The organism is Rhizobium giardinii bv. giardinii H152 (genome assembly GCF_000379605.1).
Lineage (GTDB): Bacteria > Pseudomonadota > Alphaproteobacteria > Rhizobiales > Rhizobiaceae > Pararhizobium > Pararhizobium giardinii.
Genome location: NZ_KB902746.1, coordinates 24,308 through 43,811 on the forward strand (window position 1 = coordinate 24,308; position 19,504 = coordinate 43,811).

The following is a 19,504-nucleotide window of genomic DNA, read 5'->3' on the forward strand; positions in this document are numbered from 1 at the left end:
CTTGCCGGCAGCTGAAATCCGGCATTCTGTTTCATGCGTGGAATGGGTGGCATTGTCGCCTGATCTCGGCAAAGATGCCTCATCAAAAACTGGAATCGGGAGACTGCTATGAAACCCGCTGCCTTCGCCTCTTTCGCCCTCATCTTTTGCCTCGCCCTCTCACCCGCGTTCGCAGCCTCGCCCGAGCCGGTCAAGGCCGAGCACGGCATGGTCGTCACGGCCCAGCACCTCGCCTCAGATGTCGGCGTCGAGGTCTTGAAGAAGGGCGGCAACGCCGTCGATGCCGCAGTTGCCGTCGGCTATGCCCTCGCGGTCGTCTACCCCACCGCCGGTAATATCGGCGGCGGTGGATTCATGACGATCCGGCTGAAGGACGGCAAGACGACCTTCCTCGATTTCCGCGAACGCGCACCGCTCGCCGCCACCAAGACCATGTATCTCGATGACAAGGGCGAGATCGTCAAAGGCGCCAGCACCGACAGCTACCTCGCCGTCGGCGTGCCCGGCTCGGTCATGGGCCTGGAGACCGCCCGAGAGCGTTACGGCACGCTGCCGCGCGCCGAACTTCTCGCTCCGGCAATCCGCTTCGCCAAGGACGGGTTCGTGCTCGAACAGGGCGACGTTGCTTCCCTTGCCAACGGCGCGAAGAAGCTGTCGAAGGACAAGGCGGCCGCCGCGATCTTCCTCAAACCGGACGGGAAGACCTTTAAGATTGGCGACAAGCTGGTGCAGCCGGATCTCGCGGCGAGCCTGACAAGCATCTCGGAGAAAGGTCCAGACGCGTTCTACAAGGGGGCGATTGCCGACGACATCGTCAAGGCGAGTGCAGCCGCTGGCGGCATTCTCGCCAAGACCGATTTCGAGCACTATGCGGTCCGCGAACTTAAGCCCGTGACCTGCAATTATCGCGGCTACGAGATCGTCTCCTCGCCGCCGCCGAGTTCCGGCGGCGTCATCATTTGCGAAATCCTCAACGTGCTGGAGGGCTATCCGCTATCCTACCTCGGCTATGGCTCGGCCGAGACCGTGCATGCCATGGTCGAGGCCATGCGCCATGCCTATGTCGACCGCAACTCGGCGCTCGGCGATCCCGATTTCGTCAGCAATCCCGTCGAGAAGCTCACCGACAAGGCCTATGCCAAGGAGATCCGCGAGAAGATCAACCCGTTCAAGGCTGGCGTCTCAAAGGAGCTCATGCCGAAGGGCATGGGCGAAAGCACCGAAACGACGCATTATTCGATCATCGACAAGGACGGCAATGCGGTCGCGGTCACCTATACGCTGAACGGTTCCTTCGGCAACGGCGTGGTGGCGCCGGGAACGGGCATTCTGCTCAACAACGAGATGGACGATTTCACCTCCAAGCCGGGCTCCCCCAATCTCTATGGGCTGGTGCAGGGCGAGGCGAATGCGATCGAGCCGAAAAAGACGCCGTTGTCGTCGATGAGCCCGACGATTATTTCCAGGGATGGCAAAGCCTTCATGATCATCGGCAGCCCCGGCGGCGCCCGCATCATCACGATTACGCTGGAAGCCATCATCAACGTCATCGACCACGGCATGAGCATCCAGGAAGCGATCGATGCGCCGCGCATCCACCATCAATGGCTGCCTGACAAGGTCTATATGGAGCCCTACGCGCTGTCGGCCGACACGCTGAAACGGCTCACCGATATGGGCCATGACGTACAGATCGATGCAAGCTGGCCGATCTGGGGTCAGGCGGCCGGTATCCTCGTCGGCGGCAAGAACCTCGCCGAAATCGAGGAAGGCGGCGGCGCCCGCTATAACGGTGCCATGGACAGCCGCGCCGCGGCGGGGGCTGCAAGGGGGTATTGAGGAAGACTGACTGACATCGGTCAGGGCAGGCCGAAGCGCTGCAATGAGGGGGCAAAGCCATTGACTCCTAAGCCTGCCCCCTCACTGCCTCGCCTTCGCTCGGCTTACCCCAAGAACCGCTGAACCGCCTCGATCTCGTTCTGGCGGATGTCATGACCGCCCGTATGCCACTCGACATCCACGATCGACTTCTGGGCCGTAAAATAGTCGGCAAGGGCCTGCGTCAGCGGAGCCGGGCAGATCGGGTCGCGCTGGCCGGCGGTGATCAGGATCTGCCTGCCCTCCAGTGCCGCGTTGTCCTTCGGCTTGAAGGGAATGAGCGGATGCAAAAGGATTGCCTTGTCGAACAGGTTCGTCTCGATCAGCAGGTTGGCAAGGATGTTGGCGCCGTTGGAAAAGCCGAGGCCTATCACCTGCGAAGCCTGATGCTCCCTGGCAAGCGTGCCGACGAACGCCGCCATCTTGTCCGTCGCCCGGGCAAGATCGGCTATGTCGTAGACGCCCTCGCCGGTGCGGCGAAAAAAGCGCGCCGCCCCGTGTTCGGAAACATCGCCGCGCGGCGAGACGATTGTCGCATCCGGCAGGAGATTTGCGCCGAACTCGAAGAACTGCCGCTCGTCGCCGCCCGTTCCGTGAAAGACGAAGAAGATCGGATTTCCGGGTGCACCGGCCTTCAGCCTGTGCACATAGCCATAATCGGTCATGATATCTCTCCCTTAGTCTTCCAGCTTCTGCAGATGCTGCTCAAGGATCGGCCGCAGGTGCTTGTGCTGCTGCGGCAGTTTCAGCGCCTCGCCGAGATGCGCGGTGTCCTCGTCGCGATCAAAACCCGGTTCGTTGGTGGCGATTTCGAACAGGACGCCGCCGGGCGTGCGGAAATAGATCGCCCAGAAATAGTCGCGGTCGATTACCGGTGTCACATGGTAGCCCGTGTCCATCAGCGCCTTGCGGAGCTCAAGCTGCTTTTCGCGGTTTTCGACCGAGAAGGCAACGTGGTGCACCGAGCCCGCGCCCTGCAGGCCGCGCTGGATGTTCGGCATGGTTTCAAGATCGACGATGCCGGCGCCATTGCCGCCAGGCACGATCAGCCGGGTGACGCCATCCCGGCTCTCAAGCGTCTCGTAACCCATGAACGTCAGGAGTTCGGCCGTCGCGCCTTCATCGCGAAGACGCATGGCAACAGAATGGAAGCCACGGATCGCGTGATCCTCGGACACGTCGTTCGCCGTCCAGACAGGACGGTTGTCGTCCCGGACTTCGACCAGCGCAAAGCCGTCGCCATCAGGGCCGGCAAAGTTCAGTCGCTTTTCACCAAACGTTTCTTCGGTTCTCAGGCCCGTCACGCCGCGCTTGGAAAGCCGGTCGCTCCAGAAGCCGAGCGAGCCTTCCGGAACCGAGAAGACGGCCGTGCCGACTTCGCCGGTTCCCGGGCGGCCGCGGCCCATATCCGGGAACGGGAAATAGGTCATGACCGTGCCGGGCGCGCCGGTCTCGTCGCCGTAGTAGAGATGGTAGACATCGGGCGAATCGAAGTTGACGGTCTTCTTGACGCGGCGCAGGCCGAGCACGTCGGTGAAGAACCGGTTGTTGGTCCGGGCATCTGCGGCCATCGAGGTGACGTGGTGCAGTCCCTTGATCTGAGTGAGCATGATCGTGTCCCTTTCTGCCCGTCTGAAAACCGGGCCTCGTTTCGCCTCCCTAGATGTGCCTCTTTTTCGCGTGGCGATAGGCCAGCAGGGATGGACGGATTGTCTCCAATCCGTGGACAGTTAATGGAAACTGTTCGACGAACGGACAGGTGATCGACTTGACGGGAAGAAACGGCCGACGCAACTTAAACGAGGACATAATAGACAGCCAAAAACTAAAGGTTGACAGAACCGAAGTATCCCCCTATAAACCTGTCTATCGATAGTTGTTTGACCGATATTTGTTTCTGCCCGCGCTTGGCGCGTCTCTGACGAACTTCCCTTCAAAAATCGAGATTATGACCTGCCGTGCGTCGTACGGCAGTGGATTACATGTTGCTATTGAAAGGGTTCGTTATGACCACTGGCACAGTTAAATGGTTCAATTCCACAAAGGGCTTCGGCTTCATTCAGCCGGATGACGGCGGCGCCGATGTATTTGTTCACATCTCCGCTGTCGAGCGGGCCGGCATGCGCGAAATCGTCGAAGGCCAGAAGCTTGGCTACGAGATGGAACGCGACAACAAGTCGGGCAAAATGTCCGCTTGCCAGCTGCAGGCTGCCTAAATCGGACGAAGCCTCTCGGATGACCACGGATGTACTGGCATCTTTGACGAGGCAGCGGCCAATTGGAAGGTCAGGCAAATCGCCTGGCCTTTTTTCGTGACCGAGCATCGGCCGCGCGTTCCGGTGAGAAAGCCGAAGGATATTCAAAGTGACCGAGAATTCGACCAAGACCCGCGATCAGGCGGAAACTGCCTTTAGCAGGACGCAGACCCAGTTCATGGCGCGCAACCGGACGATTTCGGAAATCGACGACGTTGCCGCCGAACGCGAGGCCAAAACGCTGCGGCTGCGGCAGTTGCGCCTCGAAAGGGAAGCCAGCACGCCGGTGAAGCTGCCGGCATCGAGGAAATCGGCAAAACGCTGATTGCCTGCTGCCTGGCTGCTGCCACCCTATCGCTGTTATTCCTCCATCGCAGTAAAATACGGTGGCCCGGGTGTTTTTTGACGGTTCCGCTCTAGCTTGAGGAAGCGTAAAATGCGAAACGGCACATGGTTGTCGGTTTCCGCGACCCGAGATTCTTTCCGGCCGAGGGCCGGCCAAAACGATAAATCCACCAACAAGGACGACGACGATTGAGACACCCAACCGATAATGGCTTTGCCGATCGGCGCAAGGCTGCGGCGGAAGCCAAGCAGAAGCTTCTGAAGAAATTTGCATCGGCACCGAAGGCGGATGATCCGGAACTGGCCGCCAAGCTTGCCGAGCGGCAGGCGAACGCGGCCGCACGCGAAGCCCGCCGCGCCGAGCGCGACCGCCTGAAGCAGGAAGAGAACGAGCGCCAGCTCGCCGAAGCCGCGGCCCTGACCGCAGCGGCGGAGGCCGAGCAGAAGGCGGAGGCGACCGCCCGCGAACAGGCCGAGCGTGACCGGATCTCCCGTGTCGTCGCCGACGAAGCCGAACGCAAGGCCGAGCGCGACCGGCGTTACGCTGCCCGCAAGGCTCGCCAGCGGTAAGAACGCCGCGATGCGCGAGGCCGGCTGATCACCGGCTACTCTCCGCCGAGTCGCCCTTAGAACGGCCCATTTTCGTTACAACTTTGTTGTAACGGGCGCGTATGGATGATATAGACGTATCTCCAGCGAACGGGAAAGTGCGATGTTGAGCGCGGTTAAAAAAATCGGTAATTCGGCCGGGGTCATCATCCCAAAGCCGCTTTTGGCGGAGGTCGGCGTCGAGGCCGGTGACAGTGTCGAACTCAGGGTTGAGGCAGGCCGGATCGTCATCGAACGGGTGACGAACCTGCCGCGTAAAGGCTGGGCGGAGGACGCCAAGCGCCTTGCCGCCGCCGAGGACGACCCGCTGGAATGGCCTGAATTTGGCAATGAAGAGGACGCCACGCTGAAATGGTGAAGCGCGGCGACGTCTGGCTTGCGGTGCTTGATCCGACAGTCGGTAGCGAAATCCAGAAAACCCGGCCCTGTCTGATCATTTCACCCGCCGAAATTCATGACCATCTGCGAACGGTCATCGTCGCGCCCATGACATCCGGCAGCCGCCCTGCGGGCTTTCGCGTGCCCGTCACCTTTCAGGGAGTCAGCGGGCTTATCCTGTTGGAACAGTCCCGAGCGCTCGACAAGCAACGGCTTGTCAAGCGTCTCGGCGCCGTGTCAGCCGGCGTTCTCAAACAAACGCTGAAAACGTTGCGGGAACTCTACGACGAGTAATATACAAGGCCTATTGAGCCCCCTCGGCGCCGCCTTCGGCCAGTTTCTTCTGGTCCATCGCTGCTTTCATGGTTGCAGCTGCCGCCGCCGCAGCAGCTGGATCGTTGCTGGCAACCTGGACCGTCGGCGAAGCGAAGACGATGCCGTTCTGGACGAAGACTTCGCGGATCATCATATAGGCGCGGCGGCGCACCATCGTCTGGTAGCCCGGCTTGGTCATCATCGCGAAGCTCAGATTGATGCCGTAGTCGCCGAACTGCTCAACGCCCTTCATCTTGACGGTTTCGATGATGTAGGGCCCGAGTTCTTCATCCGCGAGCAGGGCAGCCCCAACCCCCTTGACCATTTTCCGGACCTTGTTGATGTCGGCGCTATAGCCCACCGAGATGGTGAACTTGTCGATCACCCAGTCGCGGCTCATGTTCTCGATGGCGCCGAGTTCGCCAAAGGGCACGGTGAAGATGGGGCCGCGATGGTGGCGAAGCTTGACCGAGCGGATACTGAAAGACTCCACCGTCCCCTTGTAGCTGCCGGCCTGGATATATTCCCCGACCCGGAAGGCATCGTCCATCATGTAGAACACCCCGCTGATCACATCCTTGACCAGCGCCTGCGAGCCGAAACCGATCGCCACGCCGAAGATGCCGGCCCCTGCAATCAGCGGACCGATCTGCACACCGAGGCCGGACAGCACCATCATGACGGCAATCAGCCCGATGACAATTGCCAGCACCGTCCGCAGGAGCGGCAACAATGTCATAAGGCGCGCATTTCGCGCCTTATGGGCATCATCGCCGGTGGCAACCCGTGCGCGCTCAATTGCACGGTTGATGACCGCCTTGGAGATCTGCCAAAGAATATCGGCAACAAGCAGAATGATTGCTCCCGCCAATATACCTTGAATCAGACGATCGGTCATCGCCCCCCCGGAAAACATCGAGGATCGCTTGTTGACAAGGAAGGCAAGCCAGGCGACAGCGAGCACGATGATCGCGGCCCGCGCGCCGCGTTCGACAAGGACCTCCAGCACCGGATTGCCGCCGTCGGGAGCGTCGCGCCTGGCGGCGAATGCATTTCGCACCGTGGCAGTCGTCGTCTTCAAAAGGCCAGGCAGGACCAGGGCATAAATGCCAATCCACAGAACGCCGACCATGCCCGCGACCCACAAGGCCCACAACAGGCAGAGGTAAGCCGTGAGCGCCCATTCCATGACGCCGCGGCCCTGCGGCCGGGCATTGGCAGCCGGACGGTTCCAGACGGTTTCGATCCCAACCAGCAGCAAGCCGAGGCCGAGCCCATAGACGACAACACCGCGCACCGGGGGCGCAACGTTGAGCGCCACCATCACGCCGGCAAAAGCCCAGCCGGCAAACAGGATAGAGGCAAGCCAGAAGACCCGCTTGTACCAGAAGTCACTCGCGGTGTGATCGAGCGGGATGATGCCGGCCGCCTCATCCGGACCATCCGCAGACGGCGGGCCGAGGAGCAGCACCCTCGCGATGCGAATGACGAAGCGGCAAGCAATGACGCCAAGCAGCAGGGGCAGCATGATAGCGTTGAGAAGCGGCGGCCATGTCATTGCCAGGAACAGACCAAGGCTCGCCAGGCCGAAGGCAAGCAATGGCGCCAGAACGGCAAAGAGATGGTGGCCGGCCCGATGCAGCGGCTTGACACTTACCCCGTCGACCTGTTTGCCTGCCGCGCGTGCCCGGCTGCGGCTGGCAATGCGGTGGAAGAGCCACTCCGCACCAAAACCGATCATGACCAGCGTGAGGAAAAGAACGAACACCGCGAATGGGCCGTGACCGTTGATCTCGGCGGCGATCGTGCCGCCGGCGCGCATGAATTCGGATGAAACACGCGGTACGGCCTGCCCGATATCGCGCAAATGCTGGCGTATCTTGCTGCCCCAGTCATTGAAGGTCGCTGCCGACATGTCCACGGCGGCATCCGTCGCCGGCGAGGCAGGCGCGGTTGCGCTCTTGTTCAGCAAGGCCCGGACCTCGGGATCGTCGAGCAGTTTGATCAACTGGTCGATCTTCTGCTCGGACGCCGCCGGAGCGGGTGTCTGCGCCAGGACGGGTTGGCCGCCATAGGCTGCGGCACAAACCATGACAGCCACCATGAGCCACAGCCGCGCCAAAAACGGCCAGATATTGCAAGCCTTCCGCATATGCCGCCCCTCAGTCCGTGCCGCCCCACAGCACTCTCATACAGAAAGTTAGAGCATTGCCGCGGCACGTTGTCACCTGCCTGTGGCAAGTAAAACGACACGCACCGGGTTTTGCACCATCCTACCTGATTTCGGGACAAATACTCATATCGTCCGGCAAACCTTTCCACCTGTCGTCACCAGCGCGATTGCCGCCGCCAGCCTTTCGCTGGAATACGGCTTGGAGACGAGTTGGACAGCCGGTCCCGCTTGTATGTCCTCCACTTCGCTGTGGCCGGTCACGAAGACGACAGGCAAGTCCGCAACCATCACCTTGGCCCGCCTGGCCAGCAAGACGCCCGACATGTCGGGCAAGCCTATGTCAGTGACAAGAACATCGATCGGTCGTTCCGACAGGATCGCCAGCGCCGTGGTCGCATCGGCTGCTTCGAAGACCGTATGGCCCTGCTCTTCAAGCACCTCGATCGTGCCAGAGCGGATCAGCCAATCGTCTTCGCAGATCAGGATGGTGTACTTGCCGCAGGTCACCGTTCCACCGCTTTCCTCTTCGACACACGTCGTGCTCCCAGCGCAACCGCGTTCAAGACAGCCGACGCCATGGCGCCGGCGCCTTCTATTCCGCAGCTTTCGACGGAACGATCGCCATCATCCGGCGGTCCGGAATGAGCTGGGCATAGAGCGCCGCATACTGTTCGGCACTTCGCTCCCAGGAGAAATTCGCCTTCATGCCCTGGTTCTGAAGACGCGCCCATTTCTTCGGGTCGTGATAGGCCGCAAAAGCCCGATGAATCGAGAGGCGGAGGTTCTCGGAAGTCGCCGGATGGAACTGGAAGCCGGTCGCCACCCGGGCCGAGATCGCCGCGTCATTGGCGTCGATGATCGTTTCGGACAGTCCGCCCGTGCGCGACACCACGGGCACGGCACCGTAGCGCAGGGCATAAAGCTGGGTGAGGCCGCAGGGCTCGAAGCGGGACGGCTGGATGACGACATCGGCACCGCCGTGAATGAGATGGGCCGTCACCTCGTCATAGCCGATCCGGACGCCGATGCGGTCGGGGTGGCGGCCGGCGGCGGCGAGAAGGGCCGTCTCGATGTGTTCTTCGCCCTTGCCGAGCACGATCAGCCTGCCGCCGAGTTGCGAGATTTCCTCGGCTACCTCGGCCAGCATGTCGCCGCCCTTCTGCCAGGTCAGCCGGGTGACGGCCGCAAAGATCGGTCCGGGACCGTTATCGAGCCTGAATGTTTCCAGGAGTTTCGCACGGTTCCGGCTTCTCAGCCTTATGCTCTTGTGGTCATAGGTGGCGGGCAGATGGGCGTCCGTAGCGGGGTTCCAGATTTCGGTGTCGATGCCGTTTACGATACCCGTCAGTGCCCGCGGTCGCGAACCAAGGGCTCCCGCCATGCCCATGCCCAGTTCGGGCGAAATCACCTCGCGGGCATAGGTGGGGCTGACCGTGGTGATGGCGGTAGCTGTGCGAATACCGCCCTTGAGATAGCTGATATCGCCGTAATATTCGAGGCAATCGAGCGAAACGGCCTCGGGCGGCAGGCCGATCTGGCTGACGACGGAGGTCGGGAACTGGCCTTGAAAAGCCAGATTGTGGATGGTCAGCACGCTCGGCACGTTCCGGGCATTGGTCGAATATTTCATGTAGACGGAGGTCAGCGCCGTCTGCCAGTCATGCGTGTGGACGACGTCCGGCGACCAGGCCCTGATCAGGCCACCAGCGATGGCCGATGCCACGTAGGACAGGACCGCGAAGCGCTTCCAGTTGTCGACGTGATCGTGGCCGGTTTCATCGAGATAGGGGCCGCCGGGGCGATTGTAAAGCGCCGGGGCATCGAGGATCAACAGGTCGAGTTGCTCGTAGCGGGCCTCGAGAAGCGAGGCTGGAGCGCCGAAGAGATCGGGGAAGAAATGTACCTGCTGGGCGCCCGTGAGCTTGGCAAACAGCGTCGGATAGCCAGGAACCAGGGTACGCGTGTAGCAGTTGTAGCCGGCAAGTGCCTTGGGCAATGAGCCCGTTACGTCGGCAAGGCCGCCGGTCTTGATCAACGGAAAGATTTCCGACGTCACCGAAAGTATCTTCACGCAGGTTACATTCCTTGTACGGACGGTTACGATCGCAAGGCAGCGGCATCGGCCGCTCTCTCCCATGATGTTGCAAAGCGAAGCGGATGTCCGCAGAAAAAGCGCAGCGGCTGCGAAAAAAATCAGGTCACGGAACAAGCATACGATCGGCGCGCATCCGAACGAGATGCGCGCCGATCGCGTGGTCCTTCTGCGGAGTGCCGGTTCGCCGCCACCCCGCAAGGGGATTCAGACAGTGCGGGTGCGTTTCTTGGGGGCGGGCGCATTTACCGGGTCGTTCTTGACGACCGAAAGTTTCGAGCCCCGGGTCGTCTTCTGCGGAATACCGGCGGCGGCTTCCTCCTTCAACTGCTGCAATGCAGTCAGCCAATGCTCTTCATGGCTACCCTCCGGGCAGCCCGACGCTTCCCAGACTGCGTATGCACGTTTCCTGATGTCGTCTTCGCTGATATCCGTCATTTGCTTTCTCCCTTTGCACATAGCCAACAATAACTGCGACGATAGCGCTTGGTTCAATATGACGCCGGCGCGCACTTTTGCCGTGTGTATCCTTCAGACGGCAAAACCGGGAATTTCAAGGTAACGCGTTTTCAGATTCCTGAAAAGGCGCGTGAAAAACAAATCGAGGGCGCGAGTTTACGCCCGCTTCGCTCGTCGGGAAATTACATTTCAACCGGCGCACCCCGTTTTGCACAGCCCTGCATGGAACCGAAAGGCGACGCAGACCGTTATACAGGTCGCGCCGGCCGGGGCTGGCTTTTAAGGAGTGCGCGCCATGAAGATAATCGGTCTGGTTCTGGCGCTGGCCGCCACTCCGGCTGCTGCCCAGTCGCTGAAGGTCGAAGGCCTGTGTGTCAAAGTGGCGAAGCATCTGCTGATGTCGGACAATCTGCGCACCGGCGTCGTCCAATCCTTTCCCGAACTCAAACCGCCCGGCGCGCGCCTAACCTACTCCACCCGCGACGGTGTCGAGAAGAAGGACATGGTCGACATGATCTCGTGCGAATTCGCCAACACGACGGCACCGTTCGGGTTGCAGCGGTTCTGCCTTGCCAGCACCTGCTATTCGGCGAGCGAGCGCAACCCGGAGAACAAGCGCCGGTTCGAAGAAGTCCGCATCTTGCTGGAGCGGGAAGGCCTGTAAGCCACCCGACCTATTTGCCGTTCTTCGTCGCCATCCAGATCACATGGCGCGCGCCGCCGCCCCTGGTACTGGCTCGCACCTTGAGTTCCTCGACGACAAATCCGGCATCCCTTAGCCGGCGCGTAAATCCTGCATCCGGCGCCGACGACCAGACGGCGAGAACGCCGTTCGGCCGCAACGCCCGGCGCGCGGCCCGCAGGCCAGCCACGGTGTAGAGATCGTCGTTGGCCTTGCGGGTCAGGCCTTCAGGCCCGTTATCGACATCGAGAAGGATAGCATCATAGGCACTTGCCGCCGACTGGATGAGGCGACCGACATCGCCTTCGCGAATGGTCACCCTGGGATCGTCAAGACAACCGCCGAACACTTCCGCCATCGGCCCGCGCGCCCAGCCGACCACGGCGGGAACGAGTTCGCCGACTGTCACGCGCCCATCGGCGGGGAGTTCGGCCAGTGCCGCCCGCAGCGTAAAGCCCATGCCGAGCCCGCCGATCAGCATATGCGGTCGAGGTCGATTGCGGATCCGCCCGTAGGACAAGCGCGCCAACTGCTCCTCGGAGCCACTCAGTCGGCTGTTCATCAATTCGATGGTGCCGAGCATGATGGAGAATTCGCTGCCGCGCTGCTTCAGGCGCAGTTCACCGCCGCCGTCCGGCATTATCGCTGTGTCAATGTGGGTCCAGGGGATCACGGGCGCTTCCAATCGTCAGAGGCGCACGCGATAGCACAGATGACAGCGCAATACAGCTCAAAGCGTCGCCAGCGCCCGATTGGAAATCGCGCCTGCATAGGTCTTGCGAATGGAGATCTTGTCTTCCAGTGCCGCGATAATTTCCTCGGAGAAATCGATCTTGTGCATGCCGGCGATATCGGGGAGCCCGCCGGGCGTGAAGACGTTGATCTCCAGGATCTTGTCGCCGACGATATCGAGGCCGACAAGGAACATGCCGTCTTCGATCAGTTTCGGGCGGACCATCTCGGCAACCGCCAGGATGCCATCCGTGATCTTTGCCGCCTCCGCCGTGCCGGCGGCATGCATGTTCGAGCGCAGATCTCCCTTGGCCGGAACGCGTCGGAAGGCGGCGTAGACGCCGTCGCGGCTCAACGGCCTGCCGTTCATCAGGAAAAGGCGCGTGTCGCCGGCCTTTGCCTCCGGTAGGTAGGCCTGCGCGATCAGGTAGCCCTCTCCGCTGACTGCTTCGAAGATCTGGTTGAGATTGGCATCGTTGGGCGTGGCGATCTTGAAGACATTCTTGCCTCCGGAGCCCTGCAGCGGCTTGATGATCACACCTTTGCGGTGATCGGCGATGAAGGCGCGGATTTCCTCGATGCTCTTGGAAATCAGCGTGGTAGGGCGCACAGCCTCGGGAAAGTCCTGGAAATAGAGCTTGTTCTGCGCCAGCGTCAAACCCAAGGGATCGTTGACGACGATCGTGCCGCGCTCGCTGGCAAGCCGCCCAAACATGACGCCGATATGAGCCGCCCAGGGGCGATCTTCCGAATCCAGCGACGGATCGTTGCGCAGGAAAATGACGTCGAGCTCCCGCACGTCGATGGTTTGGATATGGGCATCCTCGCGCTGAAAAGCATCGTGAAAGGCTTGCGGATCCTTGTATTTCGCGGCAGGTACCACCGTTGCCCTTACCATCAGGCTGTCGTCCGGCCGCAGCACGAAATCACCCGGGGCGACGTAATAGACGTCATGCCCGCGAGCGACAGCGACCATCGCCAGCGCTGTCGTCGTGAACCCGACCTCCTCGCTTTCGATCGAATTGACGAAGAATGCGATACGCATGGCGGCTCCTAGCTTGTGACCATGTCGAGTGGGGTCATTCCCGCCCGCGCCTTGTCGAGACGGGCCTGTGCATGGGGATGGACGAGGAAGGCGGGGCGGATGACGGGCATTTTAAGCAAGCCGCGCAGGCTGAGTTCCTGCATCACCCGGAAATGCGACGCGGAAATCTTGCCCATCCAGAAGGGATCGAGCGCGCCACCCGCTTTCAAGTGATCAAGCAGTTCCATGAGGCCGCGCAGATAGATGGCATCCTTGGCAAGCCCCCCGCCGCGGTAAAGCCGCAGGGCCACGTTGAACGCCGTGGCCGGGCCAAACCCGTGCTCGCCGACAAGCATGTCGTAGGTTTCGGCAAACGGCCGTCCTTCGAGCATCGCCGCACAAGCGACGACGCGAGCCGCGACGAGGCGCAAACGCGCGATCGTCATGCCACCGGCCATGTATTCGGAAAAGACGGCAAGGCCCTCCTGCATGCCCTCGTAGCCGGCGAGACCCGACCGGAAAAGCCGCAGGCCCTGCGCCGACCCGTTGAAATAGGTGAGCAGGTGGACCCCGATTTCGTGGCTAAGCAGCGCATCGACGCGGCTGGCTGGCACCCGGGTGGTTCGGGAAATGAGCAGGCGGCCGTCCGACACCAGCAGGCCGGGCGGCAGGTCGTCGCGCAATTCGATCTCTGCCGTGAACCCCTCATATTGGCGCTGATAGCTGACGATCATCGCACGTGCGGCGATTTCGACGTCGCGGCAGTCGGCGATCTCGTTGCCGGCTTCGCCATCATCGCCGTCATGGGCGGCTTTCGCGGTTTTAGCCAGGATTTCGGCTGCACTGCGGTGCAAAGTCGCCTCGACGGGACCGTAGAGCGCGCGGCTGTACTCAACGAAGCGGCTGGTCTCGCGCGCCGTGATCAGTGAGAGCTGCAGATCAAGCTCCTGTTGCTTCTCGCGATAGAGATGGTAGAGAACCGGATCCTCGAAGCGGTCGAAGGCGACCGAGAAGAGCTTGCGCTTTTCCACCTCGACCTGCACGGACAGCGGCCGATAGAGAAACCGCGGAGCGCGCTTGAAGTTGCCTGCCTTGAACTCCTGCCAGGCGGCGTCTGCATTGATCGGCGTGACAGCGAGCAGAAAGTCGAAGCTCGCTGCGACTTCGTCAATGCTGCGGTCGGCCCGGCTCACCGCATCGACGAAGGCCTTTCGGCCGAGGGCGCGGTGGGTGGTGATCTTGAGGGTCTGCGTTGCAGCGACGAAGGCGGCGAAAGCCCTCAGACCGGCGTCGAAGATGTTGGCGATCAGGCGTTCCCGCAAGTCAGGATAGATCTTGCCCGATTCCGGCTGCCGGTAGATCGGCGCAAACCGCACCGCGACCAGCGAAAATCCCGTTTTCCGCGCCAGCGCCGTTGCCTGGAAATCGGTCTCCAGCGCAAATCGCTCGACATGAGGGGTGCGGAACTTGACCTGCCTTATATCGACCCCCTCCGCCAATGCCGTCTCGGCCTCCTCGGCGGCGGGCTCGCCAGTGGCGGCAATCCTGATCTCGAATGGCGGCAGATAGGGTGAATCGTCGGTGAGCAACGTATCATGTTCCAGTTCATCGACGTCCAGCAGCATGAAGGCGCCGAACCGCTCTTTGAGAACGCCGCCGACCGCCGCAACGATCGGCAGAGCTTCCTCCAGATTGTTGGCGATGAGATAGGAGGCATTGGCGGCGGCGACGTCGCGCGCTGCGATGTCCTGGCGGCCCCGGATCAGGAAGAGTGACAGGAAGGGCAGCGGCCGGTCGATATGGAGACGTCCGCCGTGCTCAAAATCCTTGCGCACCGGCTTGTCGGCGCGGATGCAGCCGAGAATCTCCTCCAGCCATTCGGGATAAACGGCGGGCCTGTCACGATCCCTGTGGTGGGTGCGGGTCATGATCGCCCCCGGGCTGCTTGTTCGAGCAGCGGCACGGAAAGCCGGATCATCCGCCGCATGGCCTGCAACGCCTCGATATCCGGCTCCCCCGTCCATTCGTCCATGAAGACCTTCTTGAACTCGATGGCGATGGCGCAGCCGGTTTCGGGGAAGCGCTCATGGACGAAACGCGTCTGTTCGCCCCTGCCCTGGAACGCGACGTTTTCCCGCACGTCCATCCGTTCGCCGCGGAATTCGAAACTGCGCAACTGCTCCATGAACGGGTCGAGTACCGGGGCCCAGCGCTGGCGGTCCATCGAGGAGGTGCCGATATTGATCTGCGGCGCCTTGGCGAAGGCCATTTCGGGTGCATCGACGCCGTCGCGGCGGTGGTTGTAACTATGAATGTCAAGAAGGACGAAGGCGCCGTACTGTTGCTCGATCCCGCGCAGATAGGTCTCCAGCATGGCATAGTAGGCATCGTGAACCTGCAGCGAGGTCGCTACGGCAGTCTCAGGCAGCGGGTCCTTCCAGACCTTCAACCCCCAGGCCTGTTCCGGCCGGAAATAGATTGCGCCGTCGCGAGCACGGTTGATGTCGACCTCGAAACGCGAGCGGTGGACGACGATGCGGTTGGGAAGGTCGCGGATGAAGAATTCCGTGAAGGGATCCTCCTCGCGCAACCGCTCGTCGTCGTCGAGCGTAATCAGGTCTTTCAGATCGCTGCGCAGATGATGGCCGTTGTGAATGGCCGTGCCGACCACGGGCGAGGCGCCGCGATGCGCCGACCACCAGCCCAGCGGATCGGATTCTACGATTTCCTGGAAAGAGGGCATACCGTCCTTCTCGTTGGCAGACAGCGGCGAAACTGCCCGGTGTCTTTCTCACTCAACGAGTAAATGGAGGGAAATGGGTTTTGTTCCATGGAACGTTTCGCGCCGGCCGGGCATCAGCCCCTCCCGCGGAACGGTTGCTGGCGGGCTCGAAAACTCCGCGCCGGCCTGGGCTTAGGGCGTCGCCGCCGGTTGGCAGAATGAAGCGATCGCCGCCTCGCAGGCACGCAAGAAGCGCATCGATGGGCCCTCGCTGCCCGTCGCAAGCTTGCTCACCTGCGCGCCTTCCATCAGCATCGAGAGCGTGTCTGACAAAAGTTCGGGTTCGCTGACACCGACGTCCCGGCAGAGTGCTTCCAGCCGGCGGCGCTGGGCGAGCTTAAAGGTCTCGATCACCGCATGGGCGGGATGGCCCTGTTCCTTGAGTTCGACCGCGGCGTTGGCGAGATCGCAGCCGTACTGATTATCCGCAAGACATTGGGCCCGGGCTTTGACCCAGCCGTGCAAACGCGCCAGCGGGTCGTTCGGGTGCTGAGCCTCGAGTTCGTCCCAGAAGGCTGAAGCCTGTTCTGACTTGAACCTCAATGTTTCGCAGATCAGGTCGTCCTTGGAGCCGAAATGACGGTAGAGGGTCATCTTGTTGGTGTCGGCTGCTTCGGCGATGGCATCGACGCCGATGCCGCGGATACCGTGCTGCCGGAAAAGCTCGCAAGCCGTTGAAACGATACGATCTCGGGGCGCAAGCTTAAGCTGCGGACAATCATTTTTTTCCGGCCTTACATCCGCCGGTTTCACGTTCGATACGGATTTCGAATTTTTACTGACGAGGCTTCTTGACATGGGTGTGACCGGTCGGTAACTATACGGATGTTACTTACTGGTAACACCCTAGAAATCTACTGTCAAGTTCGAGACCCCGGCCAGGATCCGCCCCGCCGGAAAAGACGATGAACCCGAAGGAATACCCCGATGCACCTGGCAAACAGCGATCTGACCATCACTGAGGTTTTGACCGATCCGATGATCCGCGCCGTCATGCGTGCGGATGGCGTCACCACAAACGAGATGAAAACGCTCCTTTACTCCGCTGCCAGCGCACTTCGCCAGACACAGCCCGGAACGTTGAGCGCCAAGAACCATACGGCCAATCTTCTTGCCGCGCCGAAACGCCGGCTGCTGTCGATGGTACACCCGCTTGCCTCACGCTCAGACGTCCTGCGCATGAGCGCGTAACGACACCCTATCCTCCCGGCGCGTCCCTAAAAAGAATGCGCAACTCAACCCAGCCGGACTCCTCCACCGGCTGGGTTTTTGTTTTAGAGGCCGGCGAAGCTTATACCGCGCGGCGGCGATCGGTATTGGCGCGATCGATCCCTTCAAGCGTCAGTGCACGGCAAAAGCTCGCATGACGTCAATATTGACCGCTTGTTATCGCAAAACCCTCTGTTCCGCATCATCTGCGCAACCAGTTCTATTCCGCTTTGCCCACCAGGAACGTCCGCAGGCTTCTCGTCAATCACCGGCAGACCGCCGCAATGGCATCGCTGTCGGACCTGCGCTAGAGTAGGATCGCCGCACTCCGAGAAAGTCCGGACATGGAGCGTCACCTCGCTGCAATCCTCATCGCCGATGTCGTTGGTTATAGCCGCTTGAGCGAGATCGACGAGGAGGGAACGCGCTTCCGCTTCCAGCGCGACATGAAGGAGATATTCGAGCCGCAGATCGCAGAACACAGCGGCCGTCTGGTCAAGACCATGGGCGACGGCCTGCTGGTCGAGTTCCACAGTGTCGTTGACGCCTTGCGCTGTGCCGTCAACGTGCAGCAGCAGAAGGCGAAAATGAATGCGGCCCTGCCCCCCGGTGAGCGGCTGGAATTCCGGATCGGCGTCAACCTCGGGGACATCATCGTCGAAGGTGAGGACATCCATGGCGAGAGCGTCAACATCGCGGACCGGATACAGACGCTCGCCAGGCCCGGCGGCATCGCCATTTCGGGGGCGGCCTATGACCAGGTGAAATCGAAGCTCTCGGTCGGCTACGCGTCTCTCGGCGAACAGAAGGTCAAGAATATCGGCGAACCTGTTCGCGCCTACCATGTCGTCCTTGATCCGGCCGCGGCGGGTAGCACAGTTTTTGCCCGGAAAAGCCCGCGCCGCTGGCACATTCCGGCCGCGATTGCAGCGGTCGCTGTCCTTTTGTTGACGGGTGCTTCCTTGTGGTGGCAGCCATGGGTGCTGATCGAGGAACCGTCGCCGATCAACCGGTTCGCCTATCCGCTGCCGGACAAGCCGTCAGTTGCGGTGCTGCCCTTCATCAATGTCAGCGGTGACAAGGAACACGATCATCTGGCCCAAGGCCTGACGGATGATCTCATCACGGAACTGTCGAAGGTTTCCGGGTTGTTCGTGATCGCCCGCCATTCGGTTTTCGCGATCGCGAATACGCCCGCCAAGGTTCAGGACGTCGCAGCCGAACTCGGCGTGCACTATGTGCTGGAAGGCAGTTTGCAGGGCGCAGGGTCAAGACTGCGGATCAACGTCAAGCTGATTGACGCCGTGACCGGCCTTTCCCTCTGGGCCGAGCGCTATGATCGCCAATATGCCGATCTCTTCGCGGTGCAGGACGACGTCATATCCAAGATCATCTCGGCTTTAGCCGTCAAGCTGAGCGAAGGAGAACGAGACCAGTTGGCGCGCATTCCGACCAACAACCTGGAAGCCTATGACTACTATCTGAGAGCCGAGCAGGAGGGCGTCACCTACAGCGACGTCGAGACCTATCGCCGGACGCTATCCTTTTACCAGAAGGCGATCGATCTCGATCCCGAATTTGCCAATGCGCATGCAGGGATCGCCCGCGTGGCCGTCGATGTCTGGCGCAATGACTACACGTTTCTCTGGTCGGCGGCGGTGGCCCGCAAGATAGCTTATGATGCCGCGGGGCAGGCTTTGAAGCTCGATCCCACCAATGCGCGCGCACACACTGTTCTTGCCCTGCTGCAGCTTGTCGACGGGCGCGACGCGGAGGCGATGGACTCGGCAAACAGGGCCGTTGCCGCCCAGCCGAACGATGCGGAAGCATTCGGGAACCTCGCGCTGATACTGGCGCATACCGGCAATCATGACCAAGCGGTTGCCCAGATGGAGAAAGCCCTGCGGCTTGATCCGTCGCCTCCGCCGAGTTTTCAATTGCTGGCTGGCATCGTCTTCTATACCGCACGCGAAAACGACAGAGGCATTCCGCTGATGGAAGCCGCGAGGACCGCCCTGCCCGACGCCGAGCCTGCGCACGAATACCTGGCCGCAGCGTATGCGGCGGGGGGAGACCGGGTAAGCGGGGCCGAGGCGGCGGCAAGGCTCCTGCAGTTGTTTCCCGATACCAACCTTACCTATTACAGCTACCTCTATGACTACTGGCGCGAGGGTGATCTCCAATATCATCTGACCAACCTGCGGGCGGCCGGCATTCCCGAATGGCCGTTCGGCTTTGACGGAAAAGAGACCGATCGGGTCGCAGGCACCGAACTGCGCAACCTCATCGACGACAAGACCTGGATCGGCAAACACAAAAACGGCACCGATTTCATCCAGCACTTCGACAAGGCAGGAAACACCGCCTACCGCACTGCCAATACCAGCATCACCGGGATCGTCGAGGTTGCGGACAATCGCCTGTGCGAAACGTTCGGCGGCTCGTTCCTTGATCGTATGGTCTGCGGCTACATCTACCGCAACACGACCAGGCAGGACCCCGCGGCGCAATATGTTCACGTCACGCCACAAGCCGTGAAGTTCTTTTCGCTCGCGCCCCCATGAATCAGGC

At 61.3% G+C, this 19,504-nt stretch carries 20 protein-coding genes; 9 read left to right on the plus strand and 11 right to left on the minus strand.

What is annotated here, in order from left to right; all coding sequences use genetic code 11:
* Positions 1-108 precede the first annotated feature (108 nt).
* On the plus strand, positions 109-1,839 hold the full coding sequence (gene ggt / locus A3AY_RS0132050) for a gamma-glutamyltransferase (RefSeq protein ID WP_018329752.1): 1,731 nt from the start codon (positions 109-111) through the stop codon (positions 1,837-1,839).
* Between the two features lie 104 nt (positions 1,840-1,943).
* On the opposite strand, the gene A3AY_RS0132055 is transcribed toward ggt, so the two are convergent.
* The gene (locus A3AY_RS0132055; protein WP_018329753.1) at positions 1,944-2,543 is read right to left on the minus strand and encodes an alpha/beta hydrolase; all 600 of its coding nucleotides are present in this window, start codon (positions 2,541-2,543) and stop codon (positions 1,944-1,946) included.
* Positions 2,544-2,555: 12 nt separating this feature from the next.
* A complete protein-coding gene (locus tag A3AY_RS0132060) occupies positions 2,556-3,488 on the minus strand; it encodes a VOC family protein (protein ID WP_018329754.1) in 933 nt (310 codons plus the stop codon).
* Positions 3,489-3,869: 381 nt separating this feature from the next.
* Here A3AY_RS0132060 and A3AY_RS0132065 point away from each other — a divergent pair, with 381 nt between their 5' ends.
* The 5 genes from A3AY_RS0132065 to A3AY_RS0132085 all read left to right on the plus strand — a co-directional run bounded on the left by A3AY_RS0132065 (position 3,870) and on the right by A3AY_RS0132085 (position 5,759).
* A complete protein-coding gene (locus tag A3AY_RS0132065) occupies positions 3,870-4,094 on the plus strand; it encodes a cold-shock protein (protein WP_085995086.1) in 225 nt (74 codons plus the stop codon).
* Between the two features lie 148 nt (positions 4,095-4,242).
* The gene (locus A3AY_RS0132070) at positions 4,243-4,458 is read left to right on the plus strand and encodes a hypothetical protein (protein WP_018329756.1); all 216 of its coding nucleotides are present in this window, start codon (positions 4,243-4,245) and stop codon (positions 4,456-4,458) included.
* 209 nt (positions 4,459-4,667) lie between these two features.
* A complete protein-coding gene (locus tag A3AY_RS0132075; protein WP_018329757.1) occupies positions 4,668-5,048 on the plus strand; it encodes a DUF6481 family protein in 381 nt (126 codons plus the stop codon).
* Positions 5,049-5,190: 142 nt separating this feature from the next.
* Positions 5,191-5,445: an AbrB/MazE/SpoVT family DNA-binding domain-containing protein gene (locus tag A3AY_RS0132080; protein ID WP_018329758.1), complete on the plus strand. Its 255-nt coding sequence runs from the start codon at positions 5,191-5,193 to the stop codon at positions 5,443-5,445.
* Entirely contained in the window at positions 5,439-5,759 is a 321-nt protein-coding gene (locus tag A3AY_RS0132085; RefSeq protein ID WP_018329759.1) for a type II toxin-antitoxin system PemK/MazF family toxin, read from the plus strand. Before A3AY_RS0132080 ends, A3AY_RS0132085 begins: the two co-directional genes overlap by 7 nt.
* A gap of 10 nt (positions 5,760-5,769) precedes the next feature.
* On the opposite strand, the gene A3AY_RS0132090 is transcribed toward A3AY_RS0132085, so the two are convergent.
* From A3AY_RS0132090 to A3AY_RS36745, 4 genes are all read right to left on the minus strand, one after another.
* Positions 5,770-7,932: a mechanosensitive ion channel family protein gene (locus tag A3AY_RS0132090; RefSeq protein ID WP_018329760.1), complete on the minus strand. Its 2,163-nt coding sequence runs from the start codon at positions 7,930-7,932 to the stop codon at positions 5,770-5,772.
* Between the two features lie 144 nt (positions 7,933-8,076).
* Positions 8,077-8,460: a response regulator gene (locus A3AY_RS36735; RefSeq protein ID WP_018329761.1), complete on the minus strand. Its 384-nt coding sequence runs from the start codon at positions 8,458-8,460 to the stop codon at positions 8,077-8,079.
* Between the two features lie 85 nt (positions 8,461-8,545).
* Positions 8,546-10,024 (minus strand): glycogen synthase GlgA, encoded by a 1,479-nt coding sequence (glgA, locus tag A3AY_RS36740; protein ID WP_051108459.1) that lies wholly within the window; start codon positions 10,022-10,024, stop codon positions 8,546-8,548.
* A 228-nt stretch (positions 10,025-10,252) separates the two neighbouring features.
* The gene (locus tag A3AY_RS36745) at positions 10,253-10,483 is read right to left on the minus strand and encodes a DUF2934 domain-containing protein (RefSeq protein ID WP_018329763.1); all 231 of its coding nucleotides are present in this window, start codon (positions 10,481-10,483) and stop codon (positions 10,253-10,255) included.
* A gap of 316 nt (positions 10,484-10,799) precedes the next feature.
* On the opposite strand from A3AY_RS36745, the gene A3AY_RS0132110 reads away from it, so the two are divergent.
* A complete protein-coding gene (locus A3AY_RS0132110; protein ID WP_018329764.1) occupies positions 10,800-11,168 on the plus strand; it encodes a hypothetical protein in 369 nt (122 codons plus the stop codon).
* A 10-nt stretch (positions 11,169-11,178) separates the two neighbouring features.
* On the opposite strand, the gene A3AY_RS0132115 is transcribed toward A3AY_RS0132110, so the two are convergent.
* The 5 genes from A3AY_RS0132115 to A3AY_RS0132135 form a co-directional block, all read right to left on the minus strand.
* Entirely contained in the window at positions 11,179-11,859 is a 681-nt protein-coding gene (locus tag A3AY_RS0132115; protein WP_018329765.1) for a spermine/spermidine synthase domain-containing protein, read from the minus strand.
* A 57-nt stretch (positions 11,860-11,916) separates the two neighbouring features.
* Positions 11,917-12,963 carry a glutathione synthase gene (locus A3AY_RS0132120; protein ID WP_018329766.1) on the minus strand — a complete coding sequence of 349 codons (1,047 nt, stop codon included), beginning with the start codon at positions 12,961-12,963 and terminating at the stop codon, positions 11,917-11,919.
* An 8-nt stretch (positions 12,964-12,971) separates the two neighbouring features.
* The gene (locus A3AY_RS0132125) at positions 12,972-14,870 is read right to left on the minus strand and encodes a flavohemoglobin expression-modulating QEGLA motif protein (protein WP_018329767.1); all 1,899 of its coding nucleotides are present in this window, start codon (positions 14,868-14,870) and stop codon (positions 12,972-12,974) included.
* Positions 14,867-15,685 carry an N-formylglutamate amidohydrolase gene (locus A3AY_RS0132130; RefSeq protein ID WP_018329768.1) on the minus strand — a complete coding sequence of 273 codons (819 nt, stop codon included), beginning with the start codon at positions 15,683-15,685 and terminating at the stop codon, positions 14,867-14,869. The genes A3AY_RS0132125 and A3AY_RS0132130 overlap by 4 nt, the downstream gene beginning before the upstream one ends.
* 171 nt (positions 15,686-15,856) lie before the next feature.
* Positions 15,857-16,522 (minus strand): TetR/AcrR family transcriptional regulator, encoded by a 666-nt coding sequence (locus A3AY_RS0132135; RefSeq protein WP_026204047.1) that lies wholly within the window; start codon positions 16,520-16,522, stop codon positions 15,857-15,859.
* A gap of 129 nt (positions 16,523-16,651) precedes the next feature.
* On the opposite strand from A3AY_RS0132135, the gene A3AY_RS36750 reads away from it, so the two are divergent.
* Together A3AY_RS36750 and A3AY_RS0132145 are read left to right on the plus strand one after the other, a co-directional pair.
* Positions 16,652-16,915, plus strand: a complete 264-nt coding sequence (locus tag A3AY_RS36750; protein WP_018329770.1) for a hypothetical protein — start codon at positions 16,652-16,654, stop codon at positions 16,913-16,915.
* A 362-nt stretch (positions 16,916-17,277) separates the two neighbouring features.
* Positions 17,278-19,497, plus strand: coding sequence for an adenylate/guanylate cyclase domain-containing protein (locus A3AY_RS0132145; RefSeq protein ID WP_018329771.1), 2,220 nt, complete (start codon positions 17,278-17,280; stop codon positions 19,495-19,497).
* Positions 19,498-19,504: the final 7 nt, after the last annotated feature.

Excerpts from the sequence above, each read along its gene's own strand:
- ggt (WP_018329752.1), top strand. The coding sequence starts at position 109 with ATGAAACCCGCTGCCTTCGCCTCTTTCGCCCTCATCTTTTGCCTCGCC.
- A3AY_RS0132055 (WP_018329753.1), bottom strand. The coding sequence starts at position 2,543 with ATGACCGATTATGGCTATGTGCACAGGCTGAAGGCCGGTGCACCCGGA.
- A3AY_RS0132060 (WP_018329754.1), bottom strand. The coding sequence starts at position 3,488 with ATGCTCACTCAGATCAAGGGACTGCACCACGTCACCTCGATGGCCGCA.
- A3AY_RS0132080 (WP_018329758.1), top strand. The coding sequence starts at position 5,191 with ATGTTGAGCGCGGTTAAAAAAATCGGTAATTCGGCCGGGGTCATCATC.
- A3AY_RS0132085 (WP_018329759.1), top strand. The coding sequence starts at position 5,439 with ATGGTGAAGCGCGGCGACGTCTGGCTTGCGGTGCTTGATCCGACAGTC.
- A3AY_RS0132090 (WP_018329760.1), bottom strand. The coding sequence starts at position 7,932 with ATGCGGAAGGCTTGCAATATCTGGCCGTTTTTGGCGCGGCTGTGGCTC.
- A3AY_RS36745 (WP_018329763.1), bottom strand. The coding sequence starts at position 10,483 with ATGACGGATATCAGCGAAGACGACATCAGGAAACGTGCATACGCAGTC.
- A3AY_RS0132110 (WP_018329764.1), top strand. The coding sequence starts at position 10,800 with ATGAAGATAATCGGTCTGGTTCTGGCGCTGGCCGCCACTCCGGCTGCT.
- A3AY_RS0132120 (WP_018329766.1), bottom strand. The coding sequence starts at position 12,963 with ATGCGTATCGCATTCTTCGTCAATTCGATCGAAAGCGAGGAGGTCGGG.
- A3AY_RS0132125 (WP_018329767.1), bottom strand. The coding sequence starts at position 14,870 with ATGACCCGCACCCACCACAGGGATCGTGACAGGCCCGCCGTTTATCCC.
- A3AY_RS0132130 (WP_018329768.1), bottom strand. The coding sequence starts at position 15,685 with ATGCCCTCTTTCCAGGAAATCGTAGAATCCGATCCGCTGGGCTGGTGG.
- A3AY_RS0132135 (WP_026204047.1), bottom strand. The coding sequence starts at position 16,522 with ATGTCAAGAAGCCTCGTCAGTAAAAATTCGAAATCCGTATCGAACGTG.
- A3AY_RS36750 (WP_018329770.1), top strand. The coding sequence starts at position 16,652 with ATGCACCTGGCAAACAGCGATCTGACCATCACTGAGGTTTTGACCGAT.
- A3AY_RS0132145 (WP_018329771.1), top strand. The coding sequence starts at position 17,278 with ATGGAGCGTCACCTCGCTGCAATCCTCATCGCCGATGTCGTTGGTTAT.